The organism is Dietzia sp. HMSC21D01 (genome assembly GCF_001815995.1).
GTDB classification, from domain to species: Bacteria; Actinomycetota; Actinomycetes; order Mycobacteriales; family Mycobacteriaceae; genus Dietzia; species Dietzia cinnamea.
In genome coordinates this window covers 1-20,376 of record NZ_KV823865.1, presented here as the reverse complement: position 1 = coordinate 20,376, position 20,376 = coordinate 1, and the positions used below count along the sequence as shown (strand labels likewise).

Below are 20,376 nucleotides of genomic sequence, written 5' to 3'. Positions count from 1 at the left end.
CCGGCGCCTCCCGCGGGATCGGGGCGGCGACCGCCCGCGCCCTGGCCGGCAGCCACGACCTGGTCCTGGTGGGCCGCGACGCCGACGCGCTGCGGGCCGTCGCCGCCGACTGCCGCTCCGCGCACCCGGACGACGGCCGTTCCGTCGACATCGTCGAGGCCGACCTCACCACCGCCGACGGGGTCGCCCGCGTCGCCGACGGCCTCAGCACGCTCGACGGGCTCGTCCACTGTGCCGGGGTCGCCGATCTCGGCCGGATCGAACACACCGACGCCGAGCAGTGGCGCCGGGCGTTCGAGGTCAACGTGCTGGCCGTGGTCGAGCTGACCCGGGCACTGCTCCCGGCGCTGCGCGCGGCAGGCGGACACCTCGTCGTCGTCAACTCCGGCGCGGGGACCACCGCCAAGCCCGGCTGGGGCTCCTACAGCGCCTCCAAGTTCGCGCTGCGCGCCGTCACCGACACCCTCCGCGGCGAAGAACCCGACCTACGCGTCACATCGATCCACCCCGGCCGCGTCGACACGGACATGCAGCGCGCGATCGTCGCGGCGGAGGGCGGCACCTACGACCCCGGCTCCTACCTCAGCGCCGACTCCGTAGCCACCGCCGTCCGGCACGCGTTGGAGTCCACTCCGGACGCCCACCCCACCGAGGTCGTCCTGCGGCCCCGGCACCGCTGACGCCCGCCCCCACTCCCCTCGCACGCCCGCGCCGCTCCCCTCGCGCTTACCGGCACGGTCACGTACCGCGAACGCCTGCCGCGCGGCCGTGCGTGTCGTAACGTCTGCACCACCATGACCAGCCCCGATCGCCCACTCCGGATCACCGTCATCGGCGCGGGCGTGGTCGGCTGCTACCTCGGCGGCCGACTCGCCCGCCACGCCGACGTGACCCTCGTCGGGCGACCCCACGTCCTCGACCCCATCCGCGAACTGGGGCTCACCGTGGAGGCGGGCGGCAACGAGGACGGCCGCCTGCACGTCCCCGCCGACATGCTCACCCTGGCCGACACCCCGGACTCGGTCCGTCGCGCCGACGTCGTTCTGATGTGCACCAAAGCCGGGCAGACCGCCACCGCCACCGCAGAGTTCGCACCGCTCCTGCGACCCACCACCCTCGTGGTCGGTCTGCAGAACGGGCTGCACACCGCCGACCTCATCCGCGAAGGCGTCGACTCCGCGCCGGTGATCGCCGGCGTCGTGCCGTTCAACGTCGTCCGCACCGGGCCCGCCACCTACCGCCGCACGTCAACCGGTGAGATCCGGATCGCCGAGCACCCGAGGCTCGGCCCACTGCTGCGCACAGCCGCCGAGGCCGGCCTGCCGCTGCGTCCCACCGACGACATCCAGGCCGTCCTGCACGGCAAGATCCTCATGAACCTCAACAACGCCGTCCAGGCCCTCTCCGGCCTGCCGCTGCGCACCGAACTGCTCGACCGCGACCTGCGGTGTTGCGTCGCCCTGTGCCAAGCCGAGGCGAACCGGGTGTTCACCGCGGCCGGCGTGGTGCCCCGGGTGCCCCTCGCGGTGCCCGCCGGCGCCCTGCCGATCGTGATGCGCCTGCCCACCCCGCTGTTCCGCCTACTCGGTCGGGCCGCGATGCGGGTCGACGCCGACGGCACCTCGTCCATGAATGACGACCTGCTGCGCGGCCGGCCCACCGAGATCGACGTCCTGCAGGGCAAGGTCGTGAAGATGGCCGGTCAGCTCGGGCTGTCGGCGCCGGCCTGCGAGCGGATGGTGGAGTTGGTGCGCGAGGCGGAGGCAGACGGCGAGAACCGCCGCCGGTGGAGTGGCCCCGACCTGCTCGCCGAGCTGAAGCGCGCGCGGCGCCGGGCACACCGGCTCGCCCGTCTGCAGCAGATGAGCGGTCAGTCCTCGTAACCGATCGAGAACGCGGCCTCGAGATCATGCTTGGACTGGGTGCGGAACGCGATGTGCGTCTCGGTGTCCAGCACGCCGGGGACCTTGTTGAGGCGGTCGGAGACGATGTCGGCGATCTCCTCGTTGCGCCGCGCGCGGACCAGCACGATGAGGTCGATGGTGCCGGTGACGGAGTACACCTCGGACACGCCGTCGATCTCGGCGATGGCGGAGGCGACCTCGGGGATCCGCGCCGTCTCGGCGTGGACGAAGACGATTGCGGTGATCATGCGTTCCACGCTAGCGCAGCGCAAATAGCGTCGACGCCATGATCCACGGCGACCTCTTCCAGAACGCCCGGGAGGCGGAGACGAGCCGCCCGTTCGCGCTCCAGAACTCCAAGATGCTCAAGGTGACCCTCGCCGACCAGCCGATCCTCGCGCGGACCGGGTCGATGGTCGCTTACCAGGGGCAGATCGGGTTCGAGAACATCGGCAGCGGCGGGCTCGGCAAGATGTTCAAGGCCGCCGCCACCGGCGAGGGCGTGCCGCTCATGCGCTGCTCCGGCCGCGGCGAACTGTTCCTGGCCGACCAGGCCTCCGAGGTCCAGGTGCTGTACCTCGAGGACGACATGATCTCGGTGAACGGCGCGAGCGTCCTGTCCTTCTCCGAGGGCTTCGCGTGGGACATCCACCGCATCGCCGCGAAGGGCGCCGTGATGACCGGCGGCCTGTTCAACGTCTCCCTGCGCGGGACGGGCTTCGTCGCGGTGACGACCAAGGGTCAGCCGGTGGCGCTGGACGTCGCCGGGGCGCCGACCTTCGCCGATCCGCAGGCCGTGGTGTTGTGGACGGCCGGGGTGTCGATGGACGTGCGCGTGGACACCGGCGGCCTGCGGTCGCTGATCCGCGGCGGGTCCGGCGAGACGTTCCAGTTGGGGTTCGGCGGGCAGGGCCTGGTCGTGGTCCAGCCGTCGGAGAACGTCCCCCAGGGCGCGGGAGGCCAGGGCGGGTCGTAGGTCCCGCCCCGGGCGGGCAGGCGACGGCCGTTCGCCGCCGCCCCCGGCCGGTGCGCGCTCAGCTCATGTTCTCCGGGGTCCAGTAGGCGCGCATGGAGGAGACCTTGCCCTGCGCGTCGTGGACCATGAGGTCCCACACGTTGATGGTCGCCTTGGAGCCCCCGTCGAAGTGGGTGGTGATCTCGAAGTTGAACAGCAGGTCGTTGCCGCACACGCGGGTCTCGAGGACCTTCGCGTCGATCTTCAGCGCGGTGACGCTCGAGTAGAACGCGCGGATCGCCTCCGCGCCCTCGTGCACGTTGCCGCCGCCGACGGGGTCCTCGACGGTGGCGTCGTCGGCGTAGAGGGCCATGACGGCCTCGAGGTCGCCGGCGACGAGCGCGTCGACGTATGACTGCGCGGTGGCGCGGATCTGCTCGGGTGCGGTGGCTGCGGCGCTCATGGTGGGTGGCCTTTCGGTGACGACGACGAGGTGACCCGAGCCTAGAACGCGTTCTCACGCCGCGGGCGCGCACCGGGGTATTTCCCGGTCGGCCTCCTCGTCGGTTGCGCCTCTCCCGCCCCAGCCCTACCCTCCTCTCACCACTGTCACAGGGCCGGCGGGCCCGGGGAGCGGGGTACGCATGTCCACACAGCAGACGTCCCGACAGCCGTCCGACGAGGAATCGTTCCACACCGGCCGGGTAGTGCTCATCTCTCTGGTCGCCGCGCTCGGCGGGTTCCTGTTCGGATTTGACACCGCGGTCATCAACGGCGCGGTCGACGCGGTGCAGCAGGACTTCGGCATCGGCGCCGGGCTGATCGGGTTCACTGTGTCCTCGGCGTTGCTCGGCTGCATCCTGGGGGCCTACCTGGCGGGGCGGCTGGCCGACCGCTGGGGCCGCACGGGGGTGATGGTACTGGCGGCGGTGTTGTTCCTCGTGAGTGCTCTGGGATCGGGTTTCGCGTTCGGCCCGTGGGACCTCATCGCCTGGCGCGTCCTCGGCGGACTCGGGGTGGGCGCGGCGTCGGTCATCGCCCCGGCGTACATCGCTGAGGTGGCCCCGCCGGCGGTCCGCGGCCGCCTCGGGTCGCTGCAGCAGCTGGCGATCGTGTCGGGCATCTTCGTGGCCCTGCTCTCGGACGCGTGGCTGGCGGGAGTCGCCGGGGGCGCGATCGAGGAGTTGTGGTTCGGGGCGGCGGCGTGGCGGTGGATGTTCTGGGCGGAGATGATCCCCGCTGTCGCCTACGGCGTGCTGGCGTTGATAATCCCGGAGTCGCCGCGCTACCTGGTGGGCCGGGGGATGGTCGACGAGGCCAAGCGGGTGCTGCGCTCCATCCAAGAGGGCGGCATCGACTCTCGCATCCGCGAGATCCGGGCGACCGTCCGCGAGGACCGCCGGCAGTCGTGGCGGGACCTGATCCGCCCCGGGCGGATGGAACTTCCTGCCCTTCGTGTGGATCGGCATCATCCTGTCGGTGTTCCAGCAGGCCGTCGGCATCAACGTGATCTTCTACTACTCCACCACGTTATGGCAGTCGGTGGGCTTCGCCGAGGAGGACGCGTTCACGCAGTCGGTCATCACCTCCGTGACGAACATCGTGGTCACGATCGTGGCGATCGCGCTCATCGACAAGATCGGGCGTCGCAGACTGCTCATGATCGGCTCCGTCGGCATGACGGTCTGCCTGGCGGTGATGGCGGCGATGTTCAGTCAGGCCACGATGGTCGCCGGCCCGGACGGCGAGCTCGCCCCACAGCTCGGCGACACCTCCGGGCTGGTCGCACTGATCGCGGCCAACGGGTTCGTCGTGTTCTTCGGGATGTCGTGGGGCCCGGCGGTGTGGGTCCTGCTGGGCGAGATGTTCAACAACCGGATCCGCTCCACCGCACTGGGACTGGCGGCGGCCGCGCAGTGGCTGGCGAATTTCGCCGTGTCGACCGCATTCCCGCCGATGGCCGAGTTCAGCCTGTCGTTCACCTACGGCTTCTACGCGGTCGCGGCGCTGCTCTCGCTGCTGTTCGTGACGCGGTTCATCCCCGAGACGACCGGCCGTTCGCTAGAAGAGATGGAGTAGCCGCCCGGCGGGTCAGGCCGCGTCGTCGGGAGTGCGCACCGCGCAGAACAGGTCGGTGCGCAGCGTGGCCGGGTCCATGTCGGGCGAGGGTTCGGTGACGTAGGACTCCCAGAACGGCAGCCCGGGGGCGCGGCCCATCCCAGCGATCTCGCCCATGAAATCGCCCCACGCCCGCCCGAGGTCGTCATAAGAGCCCACGTGGCTGAGCACGGCGATCCCGCCGGCCGGCAGTTCGGAAGCGACGATCCGTCGACCGTCGGCCTCGATCGATTCCGCCCCCACCTGCTCGGCCAGCGGTGCGCGGAGAGGGAAGCCGATCTCCAGGTCCACCACGGAGTCGGGGCCCTCGGTAGCTGCGGTGTACAGCGCGATGGGCGGGCCCGCGGGGGCCAGCCCGGCCTCGAACGCGCGGGGCAGGACGGTCCCGAAGACGGAGTCGAACACCCCGGCCAGCTCAGACATCGGTACGCCCGACACTCGCACCACGGCGGTGGGGACGGCCGGCGCGCGCAGCAATCGGATCCCGTCGATCGGGTCCGCGCCGAGGTCGGGGTAACCGGACGGGGGGTCGGCCGGCGCCGTCGGTGCTTGACCGTGTGACGAAAAGGATGACGACGACGACATGGTGTGCCCTTCCGACGACGAGGTGCCTCCTCCCAGTGTGCGCCGTGGTCGAGACGAGGGGAAGACCCGCCGAGCAGCGGGGTGGGTCCCCCGGCGCCGGCGAGGGATGCGGCCCGCGTCCGGCGGGGGGACACTGGGGGCATGCCCCACTACCGCCTCCGCACCCCTGACCAGACGATCGATCTCGGCGAGCATGAGACCGCCCAGCAGGCCCTCGAGTCCGCCGTGTCCGGTCATCGCGAGACCCGGCCCACCGACGGATCCATCGAGGTTCAGGTGGGCAAGTCGTGGCACCCTGTCGATATCGAGGGGGACATGCCGTGAGCGCGGCGCGCGACGCCGCGGCCGGGTTCGGCTCCGGCTCCGGCTCCGGCTCCGACTCCGGCTCCGGCCGCGGATCTCAGGGGGTGGGCCCCGGTTCGGTGACCCAGTGCGCGACGTGCGGGGTCGAGCGGGCGGAGCCCCTGCCCGAGGTGTGCCCGATCTGTGCGGACGAGCGCCAGTACGTGCCCGTCGCCGGGCAGCGCTGGACCACCCCCGAGCAGTCGCGGGCGGCGGGTGCGTCCATCGAGTTCACCGAGCGCGAGACCGACGTGATCGGACTGGAGCAGAAGGACTGCCCGGGGATCGGCCAGCGACCGTCACTCATCCGGACCGACCATGGGAACGTGCTGGTCGAGGTCCCGAACCACATCAGCGACGAGGCGGTCGCGGCGATCCGCGGGTGGGGCGGGTTGTCGGCGATCATCGCCTCGCACCCGCACATGTACGGGGTCCAGTCCCTGTGGTCGGCCGCGTTCGACTACTGCCCGGTGTACGTCTCCGCCCCGGACGAGGAGTGGCTGGGACTGCGACCGCACAACACGATCGTGTGGGGCGGCGGCCACGCGGCGGGACCGGAGGACGGCGGCGAGATCGAGATCCTTCCCGGCGTGCGCGCGTCCCAGCCCGGAGGGCACTTCCCGGGCAGCGTCGTGGTGCACTGGACCGCCCCCGATGGCGCGGGCGTCCTGTTCAGCGGCGACACCATCGGGACGGTCGCCGACCGGGAGTGGGTGACCTTCATGCGCTCGTTCCCCAACTGGATGCCGCTGTCCGGGGCGGTAGTGCGCCGGATCGCCGACCACGTCTCGCGGTACGAGTTCGAAAGGCTCTACAGCAACTTCGGCGGGTGCGTCCCGCACGACGCCCGGGGCGCCGTCCAGCGGTCGGCCGAACGCTACGCGGCGTGGGTCGCCGGCGAGTACGACCACCTCACCTAGAGGCGCCCGGGCCCGACCCGCCCTCGACCGACTCGCCGGACTCGTCGTGCTCGGCCCGCTCCATGCGCTCGGCGCGCTCCCTGACCTGCTCGAGCCGACGATCCCATCCCCGCGACACCGCGCCGAGGAGGTCGGAGATCTCCCGGATGCGGTCCGGCCGCACGGCGTGTACCTGTCGACGGTGATGCGGTCGCGCGTGCACGAGCCCTGAGTCGGTGAGGATGCGCAGGTGCTTGGCGACCGCCTGGCGGCTCACGCCGAGATCGCGGGCCACGGCACCGGCGTCGTCGGGCCGGTCGGCGAGTCGGACGAGGACCCGGCGACGCGTCCGGTCCGCGAGGGCGCCGAACACATCATCCGCCTCCTCGCTGAGCAGCCGGTCGTGCAGGACCTCGTCCTTCCGGCTGCTCATCCGCCGCCCTCGGCACGCACCCGCGCGAGCTCCAGCTCGGACACCCAGCCCTCGGAGTTCTCCTCGAACCGCCGGCGCCGGACGGCCGCATCGCCGTGCAGACCCGCGAAGCCGGTCTCGCGGACCGTCAGGACGACTCCCGATCCGTGGTCCTCGATCGTGAACTCGACCAGGTTGGCCTGCGCCTCGTCGACCTCTCCGGCCATGCCGCCGAGCCACCGGAACACCGCGCGACGCGGCGGGTCGAGCTCGACGGTGCCGATCGTGAACTCGCCGTGCACCGGGTCGACGACGCGCGACACGTCGCCTTCTGTGGTGATCTCGTGATCGGTCCACGTGCCGTCGTTGATGAACCAACCCGGCTCCGACACGATCGCCCAGACCGTCCGCGCCTCGGCTTCAATGTGGATGCTGCGGACGATCTCGTCGGGCACGTCATCGCTGGTCACTCCGGCTCCGGGCGCGCTGTCGCCGTCGACGGGCACGGTGTTATCGCTCATCGGGCTCTCCTCTCCCCCGAGGTGCCTCCCGCTCGGTGAAGTGGTGTCGCGGCTGCACCTGCCCTCCCACGATGACACGCCGCGCGCCCACATGCAACCATTCAGTTGCAGTTAATCGCCGTCTCGGACGCGGCGAACTCCCAGAACCGCGCGGCCGCCGCAGGGTCAGAGGCCTCGGCGCTCCGACCGATGAGGGTGGGCATGCCGCGCAGGTGCCTCATCGCGTCGGGACCGGTGTAACTGCACGGCGGCAGCGGCCGGGTCGCGGCGCTCATCGTCGTCAGCGCCGCCTGCGCCGCGGGCTGGGCGAACAGGGAGCAGACGCCGGTGACGATCTTGTCCAGCGTCGCGTTACCCGTCGCGTTGGAGATCCCGGTGGCCGCCCACCCGGGGTGCGTGAGCTGGACGTCGACCCCGGCCCTGCCGGCCTCGGCACGTCCGTCCCGCAGCCGCCGCTCGAGCTCGAGCCCCCACAGCATGTCTCCGAGTTTGGACTGCGCGTACGCCGCCGCGGACGTCCACCGCCGGCGCCGGAAGTGCGGGTCGTCGCCGTCGAAGGTGCCCGCGTGGTGAGCGTTGGACGCGACGATCACCACGCGCCGACGCACCACGGGCAGCAGCAGGTTGGTGAGCAGGAACGGGGCCAGCGCGTTGATGCCTAGCAACATCTCGAATCCGTCCTCGGTCTCCCGCCGACGAGGCGTGATGGCTCCCGCGTTGTTGACCAGGACGTCGATCTCCTCGCCGCCCTCGCCGGTCAGTTCGCCGGCCGCGCGTCGCACGCTCGCGAGGGAGGCGAGATTCGTCTCCACGACCCGCGCGTCCCCGGGGAGTTCTGACGCCACCTGCTTACCGCGTGCGGTGTCCCGGACCGCGAGGATCACCCGCGCCCCGTGCCTCGACGCCGACCGCGCGGTCTCGAGGCCGACCCCGCTCGTCGAGCCGGTGACGAGCCACGTCTGGCCGGTGAGGTCGGGAATATCGATCTGCTTTCGCGCCACGGCCGAAGCGTACGACCCCGAGCTGCGCGCCCGCGCCACTTCGCATCGGTGCCGGCAGCTCGAACCGGCCCGTGGCACGGGCGAACCCGTCTGGAGAGACGCGGGCGGCGGACTACCCTCCGGGTATGAACTCCCTCATCTCCCCGACAATCTCGCGGACGCTCTGCGCGGCGGCTGCGGCCCTCGTCGTCGTCGCCCCTCTCACCGTCCCCACCGCCGGCGCGGCGCCCGCCGCGGCGACCAACCCGGCACCCACCTGGTCCGGACTCGACACCCGCGAATGGGCTCGGCCGATCCCCGCGCCGGGGGCCGCGGCGGAGACCGTCCCGCTCGACCCGTCACTCTCCCTGCCGCAGGCCGGGCGGGCGGTGCGGCAGGTCTACGGCACCCTCGACCAGCACGGCCGGCCCGCGATCTCCGGGTCCGCGGTGTTCCTGCCCCACGGTGCCGCACCGGAGGGCGGCTGGCCGATCATCGCGTGGGCGCACGGCACGACCGGGCTGGGCGACGACTGCGCGCCCTCCACCCAGCCCCGCTCCGAACGTGACGCCGAGTACCTCGGCCACTGGCTCGACCAGGGTTACGCCGTGGTCGCCTCCGACTACGTAGGCCTGGGCACGCCCGGGCTGCTCAGCTACCTCAACGGGCCCGCCACCGGCCGGTCGGTCGTCGACTCGGTGATCGCCGCACGCTCCGCCGGCCTGCCCCTGTCCCCCGCCTGGGCACTCGTCGGCCAGTCCCAGGGCGCCGGGGCCGCGCTCAACACCGCGGTCCGCGCCACCGAACTCGGCGCGCCCGCGGGACTGGACTACCGCGGCGTGGTCGCGACCGGCGCCCCCGCCAACATCGAGCACCTCTTCCGGTGGGGCGGACCCGGGTTCCCGCCCGTACAGCTGCCGACCGGACTCAACACCTACGCGATGTACATTCTCGCCGGATTCCGGGATCAGCACCCCGAGCTCAACATCAACAGCTACCTCACGCCGGCCGGGCGCGAGATGGTCGACGCCGCCGAGACCCTCTGCTACGCGGCGATGCGCGAGAAGGTCGGTGGGTTCCAGACCTCGCAGGCGCTCTCGCGGCCGCTGCAGGAGATCCCCGACGTGTACGGCCACCTGCGGCGCTACATGGGCACGCCGGCCGTCGGCTACGACCGGCCCGTCTTCCTCGGCCAGGGACTGCTCGACGTTGACGTCCCCGCCCCCTCGGCACTGTCGCTGGCGGCCGAGATGACGCTCAACCACCAGCCGCTCGAGCTGCGGGTCTACCCGGACCGCGACCACAGCGGGACCGTGTACGCCGCCATACCGGATGCGACCGCGTTCATGGCGCGGGTGATGGGATGACGGGGTGAGGGGTTCGGATCACTGTGGCCACCCCCGTTCGGTGCAGTCGTCCACTTCGAGTCGCACATTCCCGCACGTCAGGACGCGCGCTCGAATGCTCATAGTGTGACCTGCGCAATAATCGTTACAGACTTGTCACATCGCGCAGTCACGGGTTAGAGTCTCGTCATCGCCGCGCGGGGATGTTTCAGGGACTCCCCGCGCGGCTGACATCATTTCGGGGCGATGCCGGGTTCGCCGGGCCGCTAGATTGCCGGGACAGCGCGATTCCTAGAACGCGTTCTAGTACCGTTGAGACCATGAGCGCCCTCGACTTCGAGTCCACCAGCAAGACCATCACTGCCGGCCGTTTCGAGCTGCACTACCACGAGGCGGGCGAACAGAGCGTCGCCGAGCCCGAGAGCGCGGTGCCCGTCCTGTTCCTCCACGGATCCGGTCCGGGCGTCACCGCGTGGTCCAACTTCTCCGGCAACTTCCCGGTCTTCGCCGAGCGGTTCCACACCATCCTGCTCGACATGCCGGGCTTCGGGAAGAGTTCCGACCTGGAGTGGGAGAAGGCTTACCCGATGATCGCCGCCGAGGCGATCGACGCATTCTGCGAGGCCAAGGGCATCGAGAAGGTCGACATCGTCGGCAACTCCATGGGCGGCAACGTCGCGTGCGAGACGGCCCTGGCCTACCCGGACCGCGTCCGCAAGATGGCTCTCATGGGCCCCGGCGGCCTCGCCGCGCCGCTGTTCGCGCCCGACCCCAGCGAGGGCTCGCGCCGCCTGTTCGAGTTCCTCGCCGATCCGACCGACGAGAAGATGGGCGCCTGGGTCGACACGATGGTCGGCAACAAGAAGATCGTCTCCCCCGAGCTGATCCGCGCCCGTACCGAGGCCGCGACCGCGCCCGGCGCCGTCGAGCGCATGTACTCGATCTTCGGCTCCATCCTCAAGCCCGAGAACGCCTACACCCCGCTGTACGCCCGCGCCTCCCAGATCCGCCAGGAGACGCTCCTCATCTGGGGCCGCGACGACCGCATGCTCCCCTACGAGCAGGCGCACTTCGCGTTCCGGCAGCTGCCCCGCGCCGAGCTGCACTCGTTCTCCCGCTGCGGCCACTGGGCGATGATCGAGCAGAAGGACAAGTTCGAGCGCCTGGTGATCGACTTCCTGCTCAACTGAGCGCCCGCCGGGCGGCCGGGCGTGTCGCGGCCGCGGGGACGCGGGTTAGCCTGTCGTGCATGACCGACTCCCCGCAGCCCGGCCAGCCCGAGCAGCCGCAGGACCAGCCGCCCGCAGTCGACCCGCAGACCGGCGAAGACCTGTCGTGGAAGCAGACGCCCGTGGCGATCGTGCTGCTCGACCGGCTCGCCCCCGGCTATGACGAGATCGGTGAACTGCTCGCCGAGATCTTCGAGGGCTCCTACGAGGTCGAGCGCGGCACCGAGGACGACCCCGCCACGGCGGTGTACATCGAGGACGCGACGGTCATCGTCTCCTCGATCGACTCCGCCGTACCGGAGGCCGCCGAGTACACGCGCGACCTGGCCGCGTGGAACGGCGGCGAGGCCGTGGTGGAGACGCACCGGTCCCAGGTCGTGGTGGCGGCGTTCCGGTGGGGACCGGTCGGCGACGACGGCGAGCCCACCGATCCCGAGTACCTCGACCCGCGGCTCGATACGCTCCGTTGCGAGTTGGCGGTCGCGAACGTCACGGCGGCACTGACCGCGCTCCCCGGCGCGGTGGCCGTCACCGTGGGCGGTGCCGCGACGACCCTGCCGGCCGGCCCGTACCGCGATCTGGTGACGGGCAACCCGGTGCCGGCGCCGGCGCTCGTCGGGGTGCGGGCGGGGATGCAGTCCGAGTCCACGTCGTGCGTCTACACGACGGGGATGGGCAGGTTCGGCCGGATGGACCTCGAGCGCCTGGACGTGGACGCCGCGCCGACGGCCGTGTACTCCGAGATGTGCAATCTGGTGGCCTACTCACTGGCGACCGGCACCGTGTTCGTGCCCGGCCAGACGATCGAGGTGGGCGGCCCTCAGCCGCTGGTCGCCAGCGCCGAGGTCTCCCCGTTCACCGGCCAGGAGATCCTCAGGCTCTCGTCCGGCGCGCAGGGCTGAGGATCAGGGCCGCTGGTGGTTCATCCTCTCCACCACCAGCCGCGTCGTGGCCGCGAGCTGGAACGGCCGGATGACCGGCTCGATCCGGCTGGCCAGCCGCTCCTTCTTGAGCCGGGCTATCACACTGCGGACCAGCTCCGGCAGCGGATTGCCGAGATGGTCGACCAGCGGGTAGATCCGCACCTCCGGTGCAATCCGCGCCATCTCGACGATCGCGTCGACGTGGTCGAACAGATCCATCCGGTCGGCGTAGGTGAACAGCAGGTGCGAGCACAGCACGAGGTCGGCCGAATCACTGGCCAACGGCAGCGACGGCAGCGCACCTGCTATGTACCGCTCGGGTGAGGTCGCCAGGTCGGCGAGCATGCGGTCGGCCGCCGTGCGCCGAATCGCCTCGTGCCCCACGACGCCGCCGCGGACGTCCCAGTCGAAGTCCACCTCGCGCGCCTGCTTCTGCGCCACCGACCGGCCGACGTCCGCGAGGATCCGGCCGCGGAGCTCGTCCGCGCCCCGGGCGTACTGCGGGTCCACCGCGATCGCGTCCCCACCGGCCGCGCAGATCTCCGCCACCGCGCTGGCCGCGCCGCCCGGGCAGTCCACGATCCGGCCCTGCAGGTCAGCCCCGTTCAAACCGAACATGTCCGTGTACTCGGCCAACGATCGCGCGCTCACGAGGACATCGGTGTCCTCCAGCGCGTGGAACGTGGTGTCGGGACTTACGGTCACCTGGAAACTCTCCTGAAGTGAGCCGGCGCGGATCTGATTTCCGCCGCCGTGGGGTCATGAGCATGGACCCGGGTTCCGGCGCGGACCGCCGCTGATACCGACCGCGGCCCGCCCTTCTCCGGTGGGCCCGCGCGTCGTCCGTGCTACGCCATGACGGCGTGGGCGACGCGGGACCTCTCCGGTACGCGTCGCCAGCACATCAACACATCTTTTGGCACGGGCTCACCGTAACAGCGGCGTAAGACAGTGGCCACCGAGAAGTTCACGGTGATCAGAATCGACTCCCGAGGTGCACCCCCGGCCGAACATGACACACGATAGGGTTTTGTCCAGTTCACTGTCCTCACGGACCGCCCACCGTCTCGACCCCCGGGGAGCATTTGTGAGATCACCGACCAGCCGCCGCAGCAGCAGAACGCCCGGATCGTCCACTGTCGCGGGTGCACTCGCCCTGGGCGTCGCGATGGCGCTGGCCCCCGCGGTCTCGCCCGCCGCCCCGGAGGTTGCCGCGCAGGGCTCGTCCAACACACCCGACCGCAGCTCGTTTTACGCGCCGCCGGCCGAACTGCCCGCCGAGCCGGGCGCGATCATCCGCACCGAGCCCATGACCATCACGCCCAGCGTCCCCGACCTGGCGAACGGCGGCGCACTGCCCGCCGACGCCCAGCGGATCATGTACCGCTCGACCGGTGCGGCGGGCGGGCCGATCGCCGTCACCGGCACATACCTCCAGCCCAAGGCCCCGTGGACCGGGCCGGGCCCGCGGCCGCTCGCCGTGGTCACGCCCGGGACGCAGGGCCAGGGCGACCAGTGCGCGCCGTCCAGGTCCATGGAGGTCGGGCTCGGCGTGCAGACCGCACCGCTGTCGGCGGCCGCCGGCTACGCGGTGATCGACGCCCTGACGATGGTCCAGGAGGGCTTCGCCGTGGTCGTCACCGACTACGAGGGCCTCGGCACTCCCGGCCACCACCCGTACGTCAACCGCGACTCGCAGGGCCGCTCCGCGTTGGACGCCGCACGCGCCGCGCTGCGCCTCCCGGGCACCGACCTCGCGCCCGACTCCAAGACCGTGGTCAGCGGCTACTCCCAGGGCGGTGGCGCCGCCGCGGCAGCCGGTGAGATGCAGCCGACCTACGCGCCGGACGTCAACCTCGTGGGCATCGCCGCGGGCGCACCGCCGTCGGACATGATCGGCACGCTCGAGCGGATCGACGGCGGCCTGCTCACCGGCGCCGTGGGCTACGCGATCAACGGGATTCTGCAGGTCCACCCCGAGCTGCGAGAGGCGTTCGACCGCCAGCTGAACGACGCGGGCCGCCGGATGCTCGAGGTGACCGCCGGGCAGTGCGTCGCCGAGACCGGCTTCGCCTACGGCCTGCACCGCACCACCGATTTCACCCGGGACGGCCGCTCCCTCGCCGACGCGGCCCGGTCCGAGCCGGAGATCATGCGCGTCCTGGAGGGCTACAACCTGGGCGACGAGGCACCGGCCGTCCCGTCACTCGTGCTGATCGGGCGGAATGACGACGTTGTGCCGCACGACACCGCCGTCGACCTCGTCCGGAACTGGTGCGCGCAGGGCACCACCGTCGAGCTGCGGACCGCCGAAGTGCCCGCCCTGGCCCCGGGTCTGGTGATCGACCATGCGATCCCGATGTTGTCCGAGCGCGCGACCAACGTCCGCTACCTCATGGACCGGGTGCACGACCGTCCCGCGCCGAACTCCTGCGGGACCGTCTGACCGACCGCGCGCCGCGGCGGTCTCAGGGCAGGTTGTGGTGGTACGCCTGCTGCTGCGTCAGCCGCGAGATCCGCCAGCCGGCGTCCGTGCGGACGAACTCGAGGACGTACCAGAGCCCGTAGAAGAACACCTGCTGGTCCTTCTCCTCCACAGGCCGCAGCGCCATGGGGTTGAAGCACATGCACCGGCCCGTCGCCGAGTCCCCGTCCAGACTCACCTCGAGGTTGGCCATGAGGTGCTGCGTGGCCGTGAAGACCGGCAGCATCTCGGCCAGCCACGCACGGATCGCCGGGTAGGCGTCGTCGGGCCCACCGGAGGCCTCGTAGCTCACCCGCGCGTCCGGCGTGAAGACCCGGTCCAGGCCCTCGAAGTCGCGGGAGTCGATGCAGGTCGCGTACCTGGTCATGAGGTCCTGCAGATCCCAGCGGTCGGATAACTCGACCAGTGTTCGGCTCATGATCCCTACGCTAACGTGGCCGTATGCAGTACGAGGAGGAAAGGCGCGCCCGCGAGGCGATCGAGCAGCTGAAGTACCGGTACTGGCGGGCATGCGATGCCAAGGACCCGGACGGCTTCCGCTCCTGCTTCGTGGCGACAGGCGGCGTGCTGGACTTCGGTCCCCTCGGTCGGACCGACCCCGACACCATGGTCGGCATCTTCCGGCAGATCGCCCTGGCCACCGCCGCCGACGGCGGGCCCCGCATCCTCGACATGCACCACGGCTTCATGCCCTCCATCACCGTCGAGTCCGGCGGACCGAGCAGCCCGCCGAACCGCGCCACCGGCACGTGGACCCTGCAGTTCCGTCAGATCGACCGGGACAAGGGCACGGAGACACTCTCGACCGGCGAGTACTCGGACGTCTACGTGATCGAGGACGACCGCTGGGTCATGGCCGAGTGCCTGTTCACGCCCGGCTGGTCCATCACCCGCACCCTCGACGAGGCCACCGTGACCTACCCGGAGGTCAGCGTCGTCCCGGGTGCGGCCACCGAGGGAGCCGACTCGTGAGCGCCCGGGTCGCGCTGGTCACCGGCGGCAGCCGCGGGGTCGGCCGCGGTGTGGCCACCGCGCTCGCCGACGCGGGATGGGATGTCTACGTCACCGGACGGTCCGCCGAGCGCCTGCAGGGCACCGTCGACGCCGCCGCCGACGCCCCGGGCCGGATCCGCCCACTCGAGTGCGACCACTCCCGTGACGAGGAGATCCTCGCCGTCGTCGCCCGGATCGCCGACGAGGCCGGCCGCCTGGACCTGCTGGTCAACAACGTGTGGACCAACCCCAAGGGCTTCATGGGCTTCAACGGCAGGTTCTGGGAGCGGCCCGCCACCGACTGGGACGCGCTCATGGGCGTCGGCCTGCGCGCGCACTACGTCGCGAGCTGCGAGGCCGCCAAGGTCATGGTGCCGCAGGGGTCGGGGCTCATGGTCAACATCTCGTCGTTCGGATCGCGCGCGCCGTTCCACACCGTCCTCTACGGCATGAGCAAGACCGCCCTGGACAAGATGGCCGCCGACATGGCGCACGAACTCGCCGGCACCGGGGTCTCCACCCTCTCCCTGTGGCTGGGACTCATCCGCACCGAGCTGCTGCTGTCCACCGGCATGGAGGACTTCAACGGCTTCCCCCTGGCCCGCGCGGAGGACCCCACGTTCGTCGGTCGCGTCATCGCCGCCCTCGCCGACGACCCCGACCTCGCGCGGATGAGCGGCTCGACCGTCATCACGGCCGAGTACGGTCGCGAGAAGGGCATCCGGAACGACGACGGCGAGGTGCCGCTGTCGCACCGGGGTGCCTTCGGCGGGGGGCCGCTCTTCCCGCCCGTGACCGATGAGCAACTCGGGATCGAGACAGTGGACGAGGTGGCCGCGGCGGGCGGACACAACGGATTCACCAAGGAGGGTTGAATGACATCCCCCGAGTTCGGGGAGCTCGACGACCCGCTCGAGCGACTGGAGCGGAACGAGCGTCAGGGCAACCAGGCGTTCCGGTTCGTGCTGCTGTCCGTTGTCGCGATCGTGGCGCTGGCCGTGGCGATCGTGGTGATCCGCGGCGGCGTCGGCGACGAGTGCGCCGACGGGGTCCCGCTGTGCCTGACCTCGGACCGCGTCGAGGTGGTGATCCTGCCGCTGCTGCTGTCGATCGCGCTGTCCATCACGTCCGCCGTGAAGACGTACCGGCGGTGGCAGGCGCGGATCCGATGGCGGCCGTGGCTGTACGCGACGTACGCGATGTGGATGGTCACCACGGCGTACCTGCTGATCTCGTCGTCGGCGGTGTTCGTCCAGCAGGGTTGACGCCGCCGCCTGAGCCCCGACGCCCAGGCACCCCGCTGCGGAACTCCCGGAATCCGCTACCCTCCGCCCGGATCCGCTACTCCTGCGGGGGTAGCGGATCCCGAGTCCGGGTAGCGGATTCGGGCGTGGGGCCTGCCGGGTGATCGACTCGTGCCGGGTAGCGGATTGCGGCGCGCGTCAGTGTCAGCGCGGCCGTCAGGGCACGATGTTGACCATCTTGCCCGGCACCACGATCACCTTCTTGGGCGCGGCGCCGCCCAGGTTCTCCTGCACCTTGGCGTCGGCCAGGGCGGCGGCCTCGACGTCGACCGGCGAGGCGTCAGCGGGCACGGTGATGCGCGAGCGCACCTTGCCCTTGATCTGGACCGGGTACTCGACCGAGTCCTCGACCAGGTACGACTCGTCGAAGGTCGGGAAGGGGCCGTGGGCCAGCGACCCGGTGTGACCGAGCCGGGCCCACAGCTCCTCGGCGAGGTGCGGGGCGACGGGCGCGACCATGAGCACGAGCGGTTCCACGACCGAGCGGGGCGCACCCGGCCCCTCGGTGGGGTACGCCTTGGTCAGGGTGTTGACGTACTCGATGAGCTTGGCGATCGCGGTGTTGTCGCGCAGGCCGGCGTAGTCGTCGCGGACCCCGGCGATGGTGCGGTGCAGCGCCTTGAGCACGTCCTCGCCGGGTGCGCTGTCGGTCGAATCCGTGTCGGTCACGCGGACCTCACCGGTGGACTCGTCGATCACCACGCGCCACAGCCGCTGCAGGAAGCGGTGCGCGCCCACGACGTCCTTGGTGGCCCAGGGGCGCGAGGTGTCGAGCGGGCCCATGGACATCTCGTACACGCGCAGCGTGTCGGCACCGTAGGAGTCGCAGATCTCGTCGGGGGAGACGGAGTTCTTGAGCGACTTGCCCATCTTCCCGTATTCCTGGAACCCCTCGATCTCGGTGGCGTCCGCGCCGGCGGAGGCGTCGGTCCAGTAGTACTTCCCGTCGCGCTCGGTCACCTCGGCCGCGGGCACGTAGACGCCGCGGGAGTCGGTGTAGGCGAAGGCCTGGATGTACCCCTGGTTGAACAGGCGCCGGTAGGGCTCCTCGCTGGTGACGTGGCCGAGGTCGAACAGGACCTTGTGCCAGAACCGCGAGTACAGCAGGTGCAGCACGGCGTGCTCGACGCCGCCCACGTAGAGGTCCACGCCGCCCGGGTCGCCGGCGCCGTGGATCTCGGGGCGCGGGCCGGTCCAGTAGCGCTCGTTCTCGATCGCGCAGAGCTGCTCGGAGTTGGTGGGGTCGATGTAGCGCAGCTGGTACCAACTGGAGCCGGCCCAGTTGGGCATGACGTTGGCGTCGCGGGTGTAGGTCTTGAGCCCGTCACCGAGGTCCAGCTCGACGGTCATCCACTCGGTCGCCTTGGCCAGTGGCGGGGACGGCACCGAGTCGGCGTCGTCGGGGTCGAACGAGACGGGCTTGTAGTCCTCGACCTCGGGCAGCTCGACGGGCAGCATCTCCTCGGGCAGCGCGTGGGGCACGCCGTCGGAGTCGTAGACCACGGGGAACGGCTCGCCCCAGTAGCGCTGCCGGGCGAACAGCCAGTCGCGGAGCTTGTACTGGACGGTGCCCTCGCCGGTGCCCTCCCCCTCGAGCCAGGCGATGGTGGCGGCCTTGGCCTCGTCCACGCCCAGGCCGTCGAGGGACAGCCCCTCGTCGTTGGTGGAGTTCACGGCCACGCCGTCGCCGGCGTAGGCCTCGGCCTGCACGTCGAGCTCGCGCCCGTCGGCGGGCGCCACGACCTGCCGGATGGGCAGCCCGAACGCCAGGGCAAACTCGTGGTCGCGCGCGTCGTGGCCGGGCACGGCCATGATGGCGCCGGTGCCGTAGCCCATGAGGACGTAGTCGGCGACGAACACCGGGACCTGCTCGCCGTTGACCGGGTTGACGGCGTAGGCGCCGGTGAAGACGCCGGTCTTGTCCTTGTTCTCCTGGCGCTCGAGCTCGGACTTCATGGACGCGGCGCGCCGGTAGGCGAACACGGCCTCGGCGGGCGAGGAGTGTCCGCCGGTCCAGCGCGGGTCGAGGGCGCCGGGGGTCGACTCGCCGGGGGCCGCGCCGGGCGCGCCGGCCGGGACCTCGGGCCAGAACGGCCCGGCGAGCTCGTCGACCAGCGGGTGCTCGGGCGACAGGACCATGTAGGTGGCGCCGAACAGGGTGTCGGGGCGGGTGGTGAACACCTCGATGGACTGGTCGGCCACGGCGAACCGGACGCGGGCGCCCTGCGAGCGACCGATCCAGTTGCGCTGCATGGACTTGACCTTGTCGGTCCAGTCGAGCCGGTCGAGGTCGTCGACGAGCCGGTCGGCGTAGGCGGTGATCCGCATCATCCACTGGCTCAGGTTCTTGCGGAAGACGGGGAAGTTGCCGCGCTCGGAGCGGCCCTCGGCGGTGACCTCCTCGTTGGCCAGGACTGTGCCCAGGCCGGGGCACCAGTTGACCGTGGAGTCCGAGAGGTAGACGAGCCGGTGCGCGTCGAGGACCTTCTCCTGCTCGGCGCGGGTCAGCTCGCCCCAGGTGCGGCCGGCGAGGTCGGCGGCGAGATCGGCGGGCAGTCCGGCGGCCAGCGGGCGGGCGCCGGAGGCGAACTGCTCGACGAGCTCGGCGATGGGCCGGGCGCGGCCGGTGCGGGTGGGGTGGTCGCCGCCGTCGGTCGTCCGGGCGGGGGCGTCGGGGTCGTACCAGGAGCCGTGGATCTGCAGGAAGATCCACTGGGTCCAGCGGTAGAAGTCGGTGTCGGTGGTGGCGAAGACGCGGCGGCGGTCGTGGCCCAGGCCGAGGCGGCCGAGCTGGCGCTCCATGTTGGCGATGTTGGACTCGGTGGTCACGCGCGGGTGCTGTCCGGTCTGGACGGCGTACTGCTCGGCGGGCAGGCCGAACGCGTCGTAGCCGAGGGTGTGCAGCACGTTGGTGCCGAGCATCCGGTTGTAGCGGGCGAACACGTCGGTCGCGATGTAGCCCAGCGGGTGGCCGACGTGCAGCCCGGCGCCGGACGGGTAGGGGAACATGTCCTGGACGAAGAGCTTGTCCGCGGGCAGCTCGCCGTCGGGCGCGGCCAGCGGACCAACGGGGTTGGGGGCCTCGAACGTGCCGCGCTCGGACCATTCGCGCTGCCAGCGGGACTCGATCTCGCCGGCGAGCGCCGCGCCGTAGCGGTGGGCGGGCCCTCCCTCGGGCTGGGTCCCGCTCCCGGACGCCGCCGCGGTCTCGGGCTGCGCGCCGGTGGCGCTCTGGTCGCTGCTGCTCACGTCGTCTGCTCTCCCTGGTCTCGCCGGTGCCCGCACGCAGGCCGTGTCCAGCCTAAACCCTGGCCGGGGCGGGGCCGCGTCAGCGTCGGACCCGCGCGGCCGGACGCGTGGCGGCGTCCGGCCGCGTGCCG

Annotated in this window: 21 protein-coding genes and 1 pseudogene; 13 read left to right on the top strand and 9 right to left on the bottom strand. The window is 71.3% G+C overall.

The genetic code is table 11. From position 1 onward, the window contains the following. The coding region (locus tag HMPREF3086_RS06780) for an SDR family oxidoreductase (protein WP_070720942.1) at positions 1–680 on the top strand (680 nt) is incomplete at its 5' end. A gap of 114 nt (positions 681–794) precedes the next feature. Further along, positions 795–1,883: a 2-dehydropantoate 2-reductase gene (locus HMPREF3086_RS06775; RefSeq protein WP_070720941.1), complete on the top strand. Its 1,089-nt coding sequence runs from the start codon at positions 795–797 to the stop codon at positions 1,881–1,883. Here HMPREF3086_RS06775 and HMPREF3086_RS06770 read toward each other — a convergent pair. After that, a complete protein-coding gene (locus tag HMPREF3086_RS06770) occupies positions 1,871–2,152 on the bottom strand; it encodes an Lrp/AsnC family transcriptional regulator (RefSeq protein ID WP_061228358.1) in 282 nt (93 codons plus the stop codon). The genes HMPREF3086_RS06775 and HMPREF3086_RS06770 overlap by 13 nt on opposite strands. A 38-nt stretch (positions 2,153–2,190) precedes the next feature. On the opposite strand from HMPREF3086_RS06770, the gene HMPREF3086_RS06765 reads away from it, so the two are divergent. Next, on the top strand, positions 2,191–2,880 hold the full coding sequence (locus tag HMPREF3086_RS06765; protein ID WP_070720938.1) for an AIM24 family protein: 690 nt from the start codon (positions 2,191–2,193) through the stop codon (positions 2,878–2,880). 58 nt (positions 2,881–2,938) lie between these two features. Here HMPREF3086_RS06765 and HMPREF3086_RS06760 read toward each other — a convergent pair whose 3' ends face one another. Continuing rightward, positions 2,939–3,322 (bottom strand): SgcJ/EcaC family oxidoreductase, encoded by a 384-nt coding sequence (locus HMPREF3086_RS06760; protein ID WP_070720934.1) that lies wholly within the window; start codon positions 3,320–3,322, stop codon positions 2,939–2,941. A gap of 181 nt (positions 3,323–3,503) precedes the next feature. Between HMPREF3086_RS06760 and HMPREF3086_RS06755 the strand changes: the two are divergent. Further along, positions 3,504–4,938 (top strand): annotated as a pseudogene (locus HMPREF3086_RS06755) (sugar porter family MFS transporter). A 12-nt stretch (positions 4,939–4,950) separates the two neighbouring features. Here HMPREF3086_RS06755 and HMPREF3086_RS06750 read toward each other — a convergent pair. Next, positions 4,951–5,562 carry a GyrI-like domain-containing protein gene (locus tag HMPREF3086_RS06750; protein ID WP_070720931.1) on the bottom strand — a complete coding sequence of 204 codons (612 nt, stop codon included), beginning with the start codon at positions 5,560–5,562 and terminating at the stop codon, positions 4,951–4,953. 141 nt (positions 5,563–5,703) lie between these two features. Here HMPREF3086_RS06750 and HMPREF3086_RS06745 point away from each other — a divergent pair, with 141 nt between their 5' ends. Beyond that, positions 5,704–5,886: a hypothetical protein gene (locus HMPREF3086_RS06745; protein WP_070720929.1), complete on the top strand. Its 183-nt coding sequence runs from the start codon at positions 5,704–5,706 to the stop codon at positions 5,884–5,886. Further along, positions 5,883–6,824: an MBL fold metallo-hydrolase gene (locus HMPREF3086_RS06740; RefSeq protein WP_239550261.1), complete on the top strand. Its 942-nt coding sequence runs from the start codon at positions 5,883–5,885 to the stop codon at positions 6,822–6,824. Before HMPREF3086_RS06745 ends, HMPREF3086_RS06740 begins: the two co-directional genes overlap by 4 nt. Here the strand turns inward: HMPREF3086_RS06740 and HMPREF3086_RS06735 are convergent. From HMPREF3086_RS06735 to HMPREF3086_RS06725, 3 genes are all read right to left on the bottom strand, one after another. Continuing rightward, positions 6,817–7,236 carry an ArsR/SmtB family transcription factor gene (locus HMPREF3086_RS06735; RefSeq protein WP_070720926.1) on the bottom strand — a complete coding sequence of 140 codons (420 nt, stop codon included), beginning with the start codon at positions 7,234–7,236 and terminating at the stop codon, positions 6,817–6,819. The two genes, HMPREF3086_RS06740 and HMPREF3086_RS06735, sit on opposite strands and share 8 nt — an antisense overlap. Further along, the gene (locus HMPREF3086_RS06730) at positions 7,233–7,736 is read right to left on the bottom strand and encodes an SRPBCC domain-containing protein (RefSeq protein ID WP_070720925.1); all 504 of its coding nucleotides are present in this window, start codon (positions 7,734–7,736) and stop codon (positions 7,233–7,235) included. The genes HMPREF3086_RS06735 and HMPREF3086_RS06730 overlap by 4 nt, the downstream gene beginning before the upstream one ends. A gap of 101 nt (positions 7,737–7,837) precedes the next feature. Further along, positions 7,838–8,737 (bottom strand): SDR family NAD(P)-dependent oxidoreductase, encoded by a 900-nt coding sequence (locus HMPREF3086_RS06725; protein WP_070720945.1) that lies wholly within the window; start codon positions 8,735–8,737, stop codon positions 7,838–7,840. A gap of 125 nt (positions 8,738–8,862) precedes the next feature. On the opposite strand from HMPREF3086_RS06725, the gene HMPREF3086_RS06720 reads away from it, so the two are divergent. The 3 genes from HMPREF3086_RS06720 (at position 8,863) to HMPREF3086_RS06710 (ending at position 12,193) form a co-directional block, all read left to right on the top strand. Beyond that, positions 8,863–10,083: a lipase family protein gene (locus tag HMPREF3086_RS06720; RefSeq protein WP_070720922.1), complete on the top strand. Its 1,221-nt coding sequence runs from the start codon at positions 8,863–8,865 to the stop codon at positions 10,081–10,083. Positions 10,084–10,382: 299 nt separating this feature from the next. Continuing rightward, the gene (locus HMPREF3086_RS06715; protein WP_070720919.1) at positions 10,383–11,252 is read left to right on the top strand and encodes an alpha/beta fold hydrolase; all 870 of its coding nucleotides are present in this window, start codon (positions 10,383–10,385) and stop codon (positions 11,250–11,252) included. Between the two features lie 59 nt (positions 11,253–11,311). Further along, positions 11,312–12,193: a DUF4261 domain-containing protein gene (locus HMPREF3086_RS06710; RefSeq protein WP_070720916.1), complete on the top strand. Its 882-nt coding sequence runs from the start codon at positions 11,312–11,314 to the stop codon at positions 12,191–12,193. A 3-nt stretch (positions 12,194–12,196) separates the two neighbouring features. On the opposite strand, the gene HMPREF3086_RS06705 is transcribed toward HMPREF3086_RS06710, so the two are convergent. Continuing rightward, the gene (locus HMPREF3086_RS06705; RefSeq protein ID WP_070720913.1) at positions 12,197–12,919 is read right to left on the bottom strand and encodes a hypothetical protein; all 723 of its coding nucleotides are present in this window, start codon (positions 12,917–12,919) and stop codon (positions 12,197–12,199) included. A gap of 382 nt (positions 12,920–13,301) precedes the next feature. On the opposite strand from HMPREF3086_RS06705, the gene HMPREF3086_RS06700 reads away from it, so the two are divergent. Further along, positions 13,302–14,660 carry a lipase family protein gene (locus HMPREF3086_RS06700; RefSeq protein WP_246830926.1) on the top strand — a complete coding sequence of 453 codons (1,359 nt, stop codon included), beginning with the start codon at positions 13,302–13,304 and terminating at the stop codon, positions 14,658–14,660. A 22-nt stretch (positions 14,661–14,682) separates the two neighbouring features. On the opposite strand, the gene HMPREF3086_RS06695 is transcribed toward HMPREF3086_RS06700, so the two are convergent. Further along, positions 14,683–15,117 carry a nuclear transport factor 2 family protein gene (locus HMPREF3086_RS06695; RefSeq protein ID WP_070720907.1) on the bottom strand — a complete coding sequence of 145 codons (435 nt, stop codon included), beginning with the start codon at positions 15,115–15,117 and terminating at the stop codon, positions 14,683–14,685. A gap of 23 nt (positions 15,118–15,140) precedes the next feature. Here HMPREF3086_RS06695 and HMPREF3086_RS06690 point away from each other — a divergent pair, with 23 nt between their 5' ends. From HMPREF3086_RS06690 to HMPREF3086_RS06680, 3 genes are read left to right on the top strand one after another with little or no spacing between them, the layout of a single operon-like run. Continuing rightward, a complete protein-coding gene (locus HMPREF3086_RS06690; protein WP_070720903.1) occupies positions 15,141–15,671 on the top strand; it encodes a nuclear transport factor 2 family protein in 531 nt (176 codons plus the stop codon). Next, positions 15,668–16,567 carry an SDR family NAD(P)-dependent oxidoreductase gene (locus HMPREF3086_RS06685; protein ID WP_070720900.1) on the top strand — a complete coding sequence of 300 codons (900 nt, stop codon included), beginning with the start codon at positions 15,668–15,670 and terminating at the stop codon, positions 16,565–16,567. Before HMPREF3086_RS06690 ends, HMPREF3086_RS06685 begins: the two co-directional genes overlap by 4 nt. After that, complete coding sequence (locus HMPREF3086_RS06680) at positions 16,568–16,957, top strand: hypothetical protein (protein ID WP_061913360.1); 390 nt, start codon at positions 16,568–16,570, stop codon at positions 16,955–16,957. Positions 16,958–17,152: 195 nt separating this feature from the next. Here HMPREF3086_RS06680 and HMPREF3086_RS06675 read toward each other — a convergent pair whose 3' ends face one another. Further along, positions 17,153–20,245, bottom strand: a complete 3,093-nt coding sequence (locus HMPREF3086_RS06675; protein WP_070720898.1) for a leucine--tRNA ligase — start codon at positions 20,243–20,245, stop codon at positions 17,153–17,155. Positions 20,246–20,376: the final 131 nt, after the last annotated feature.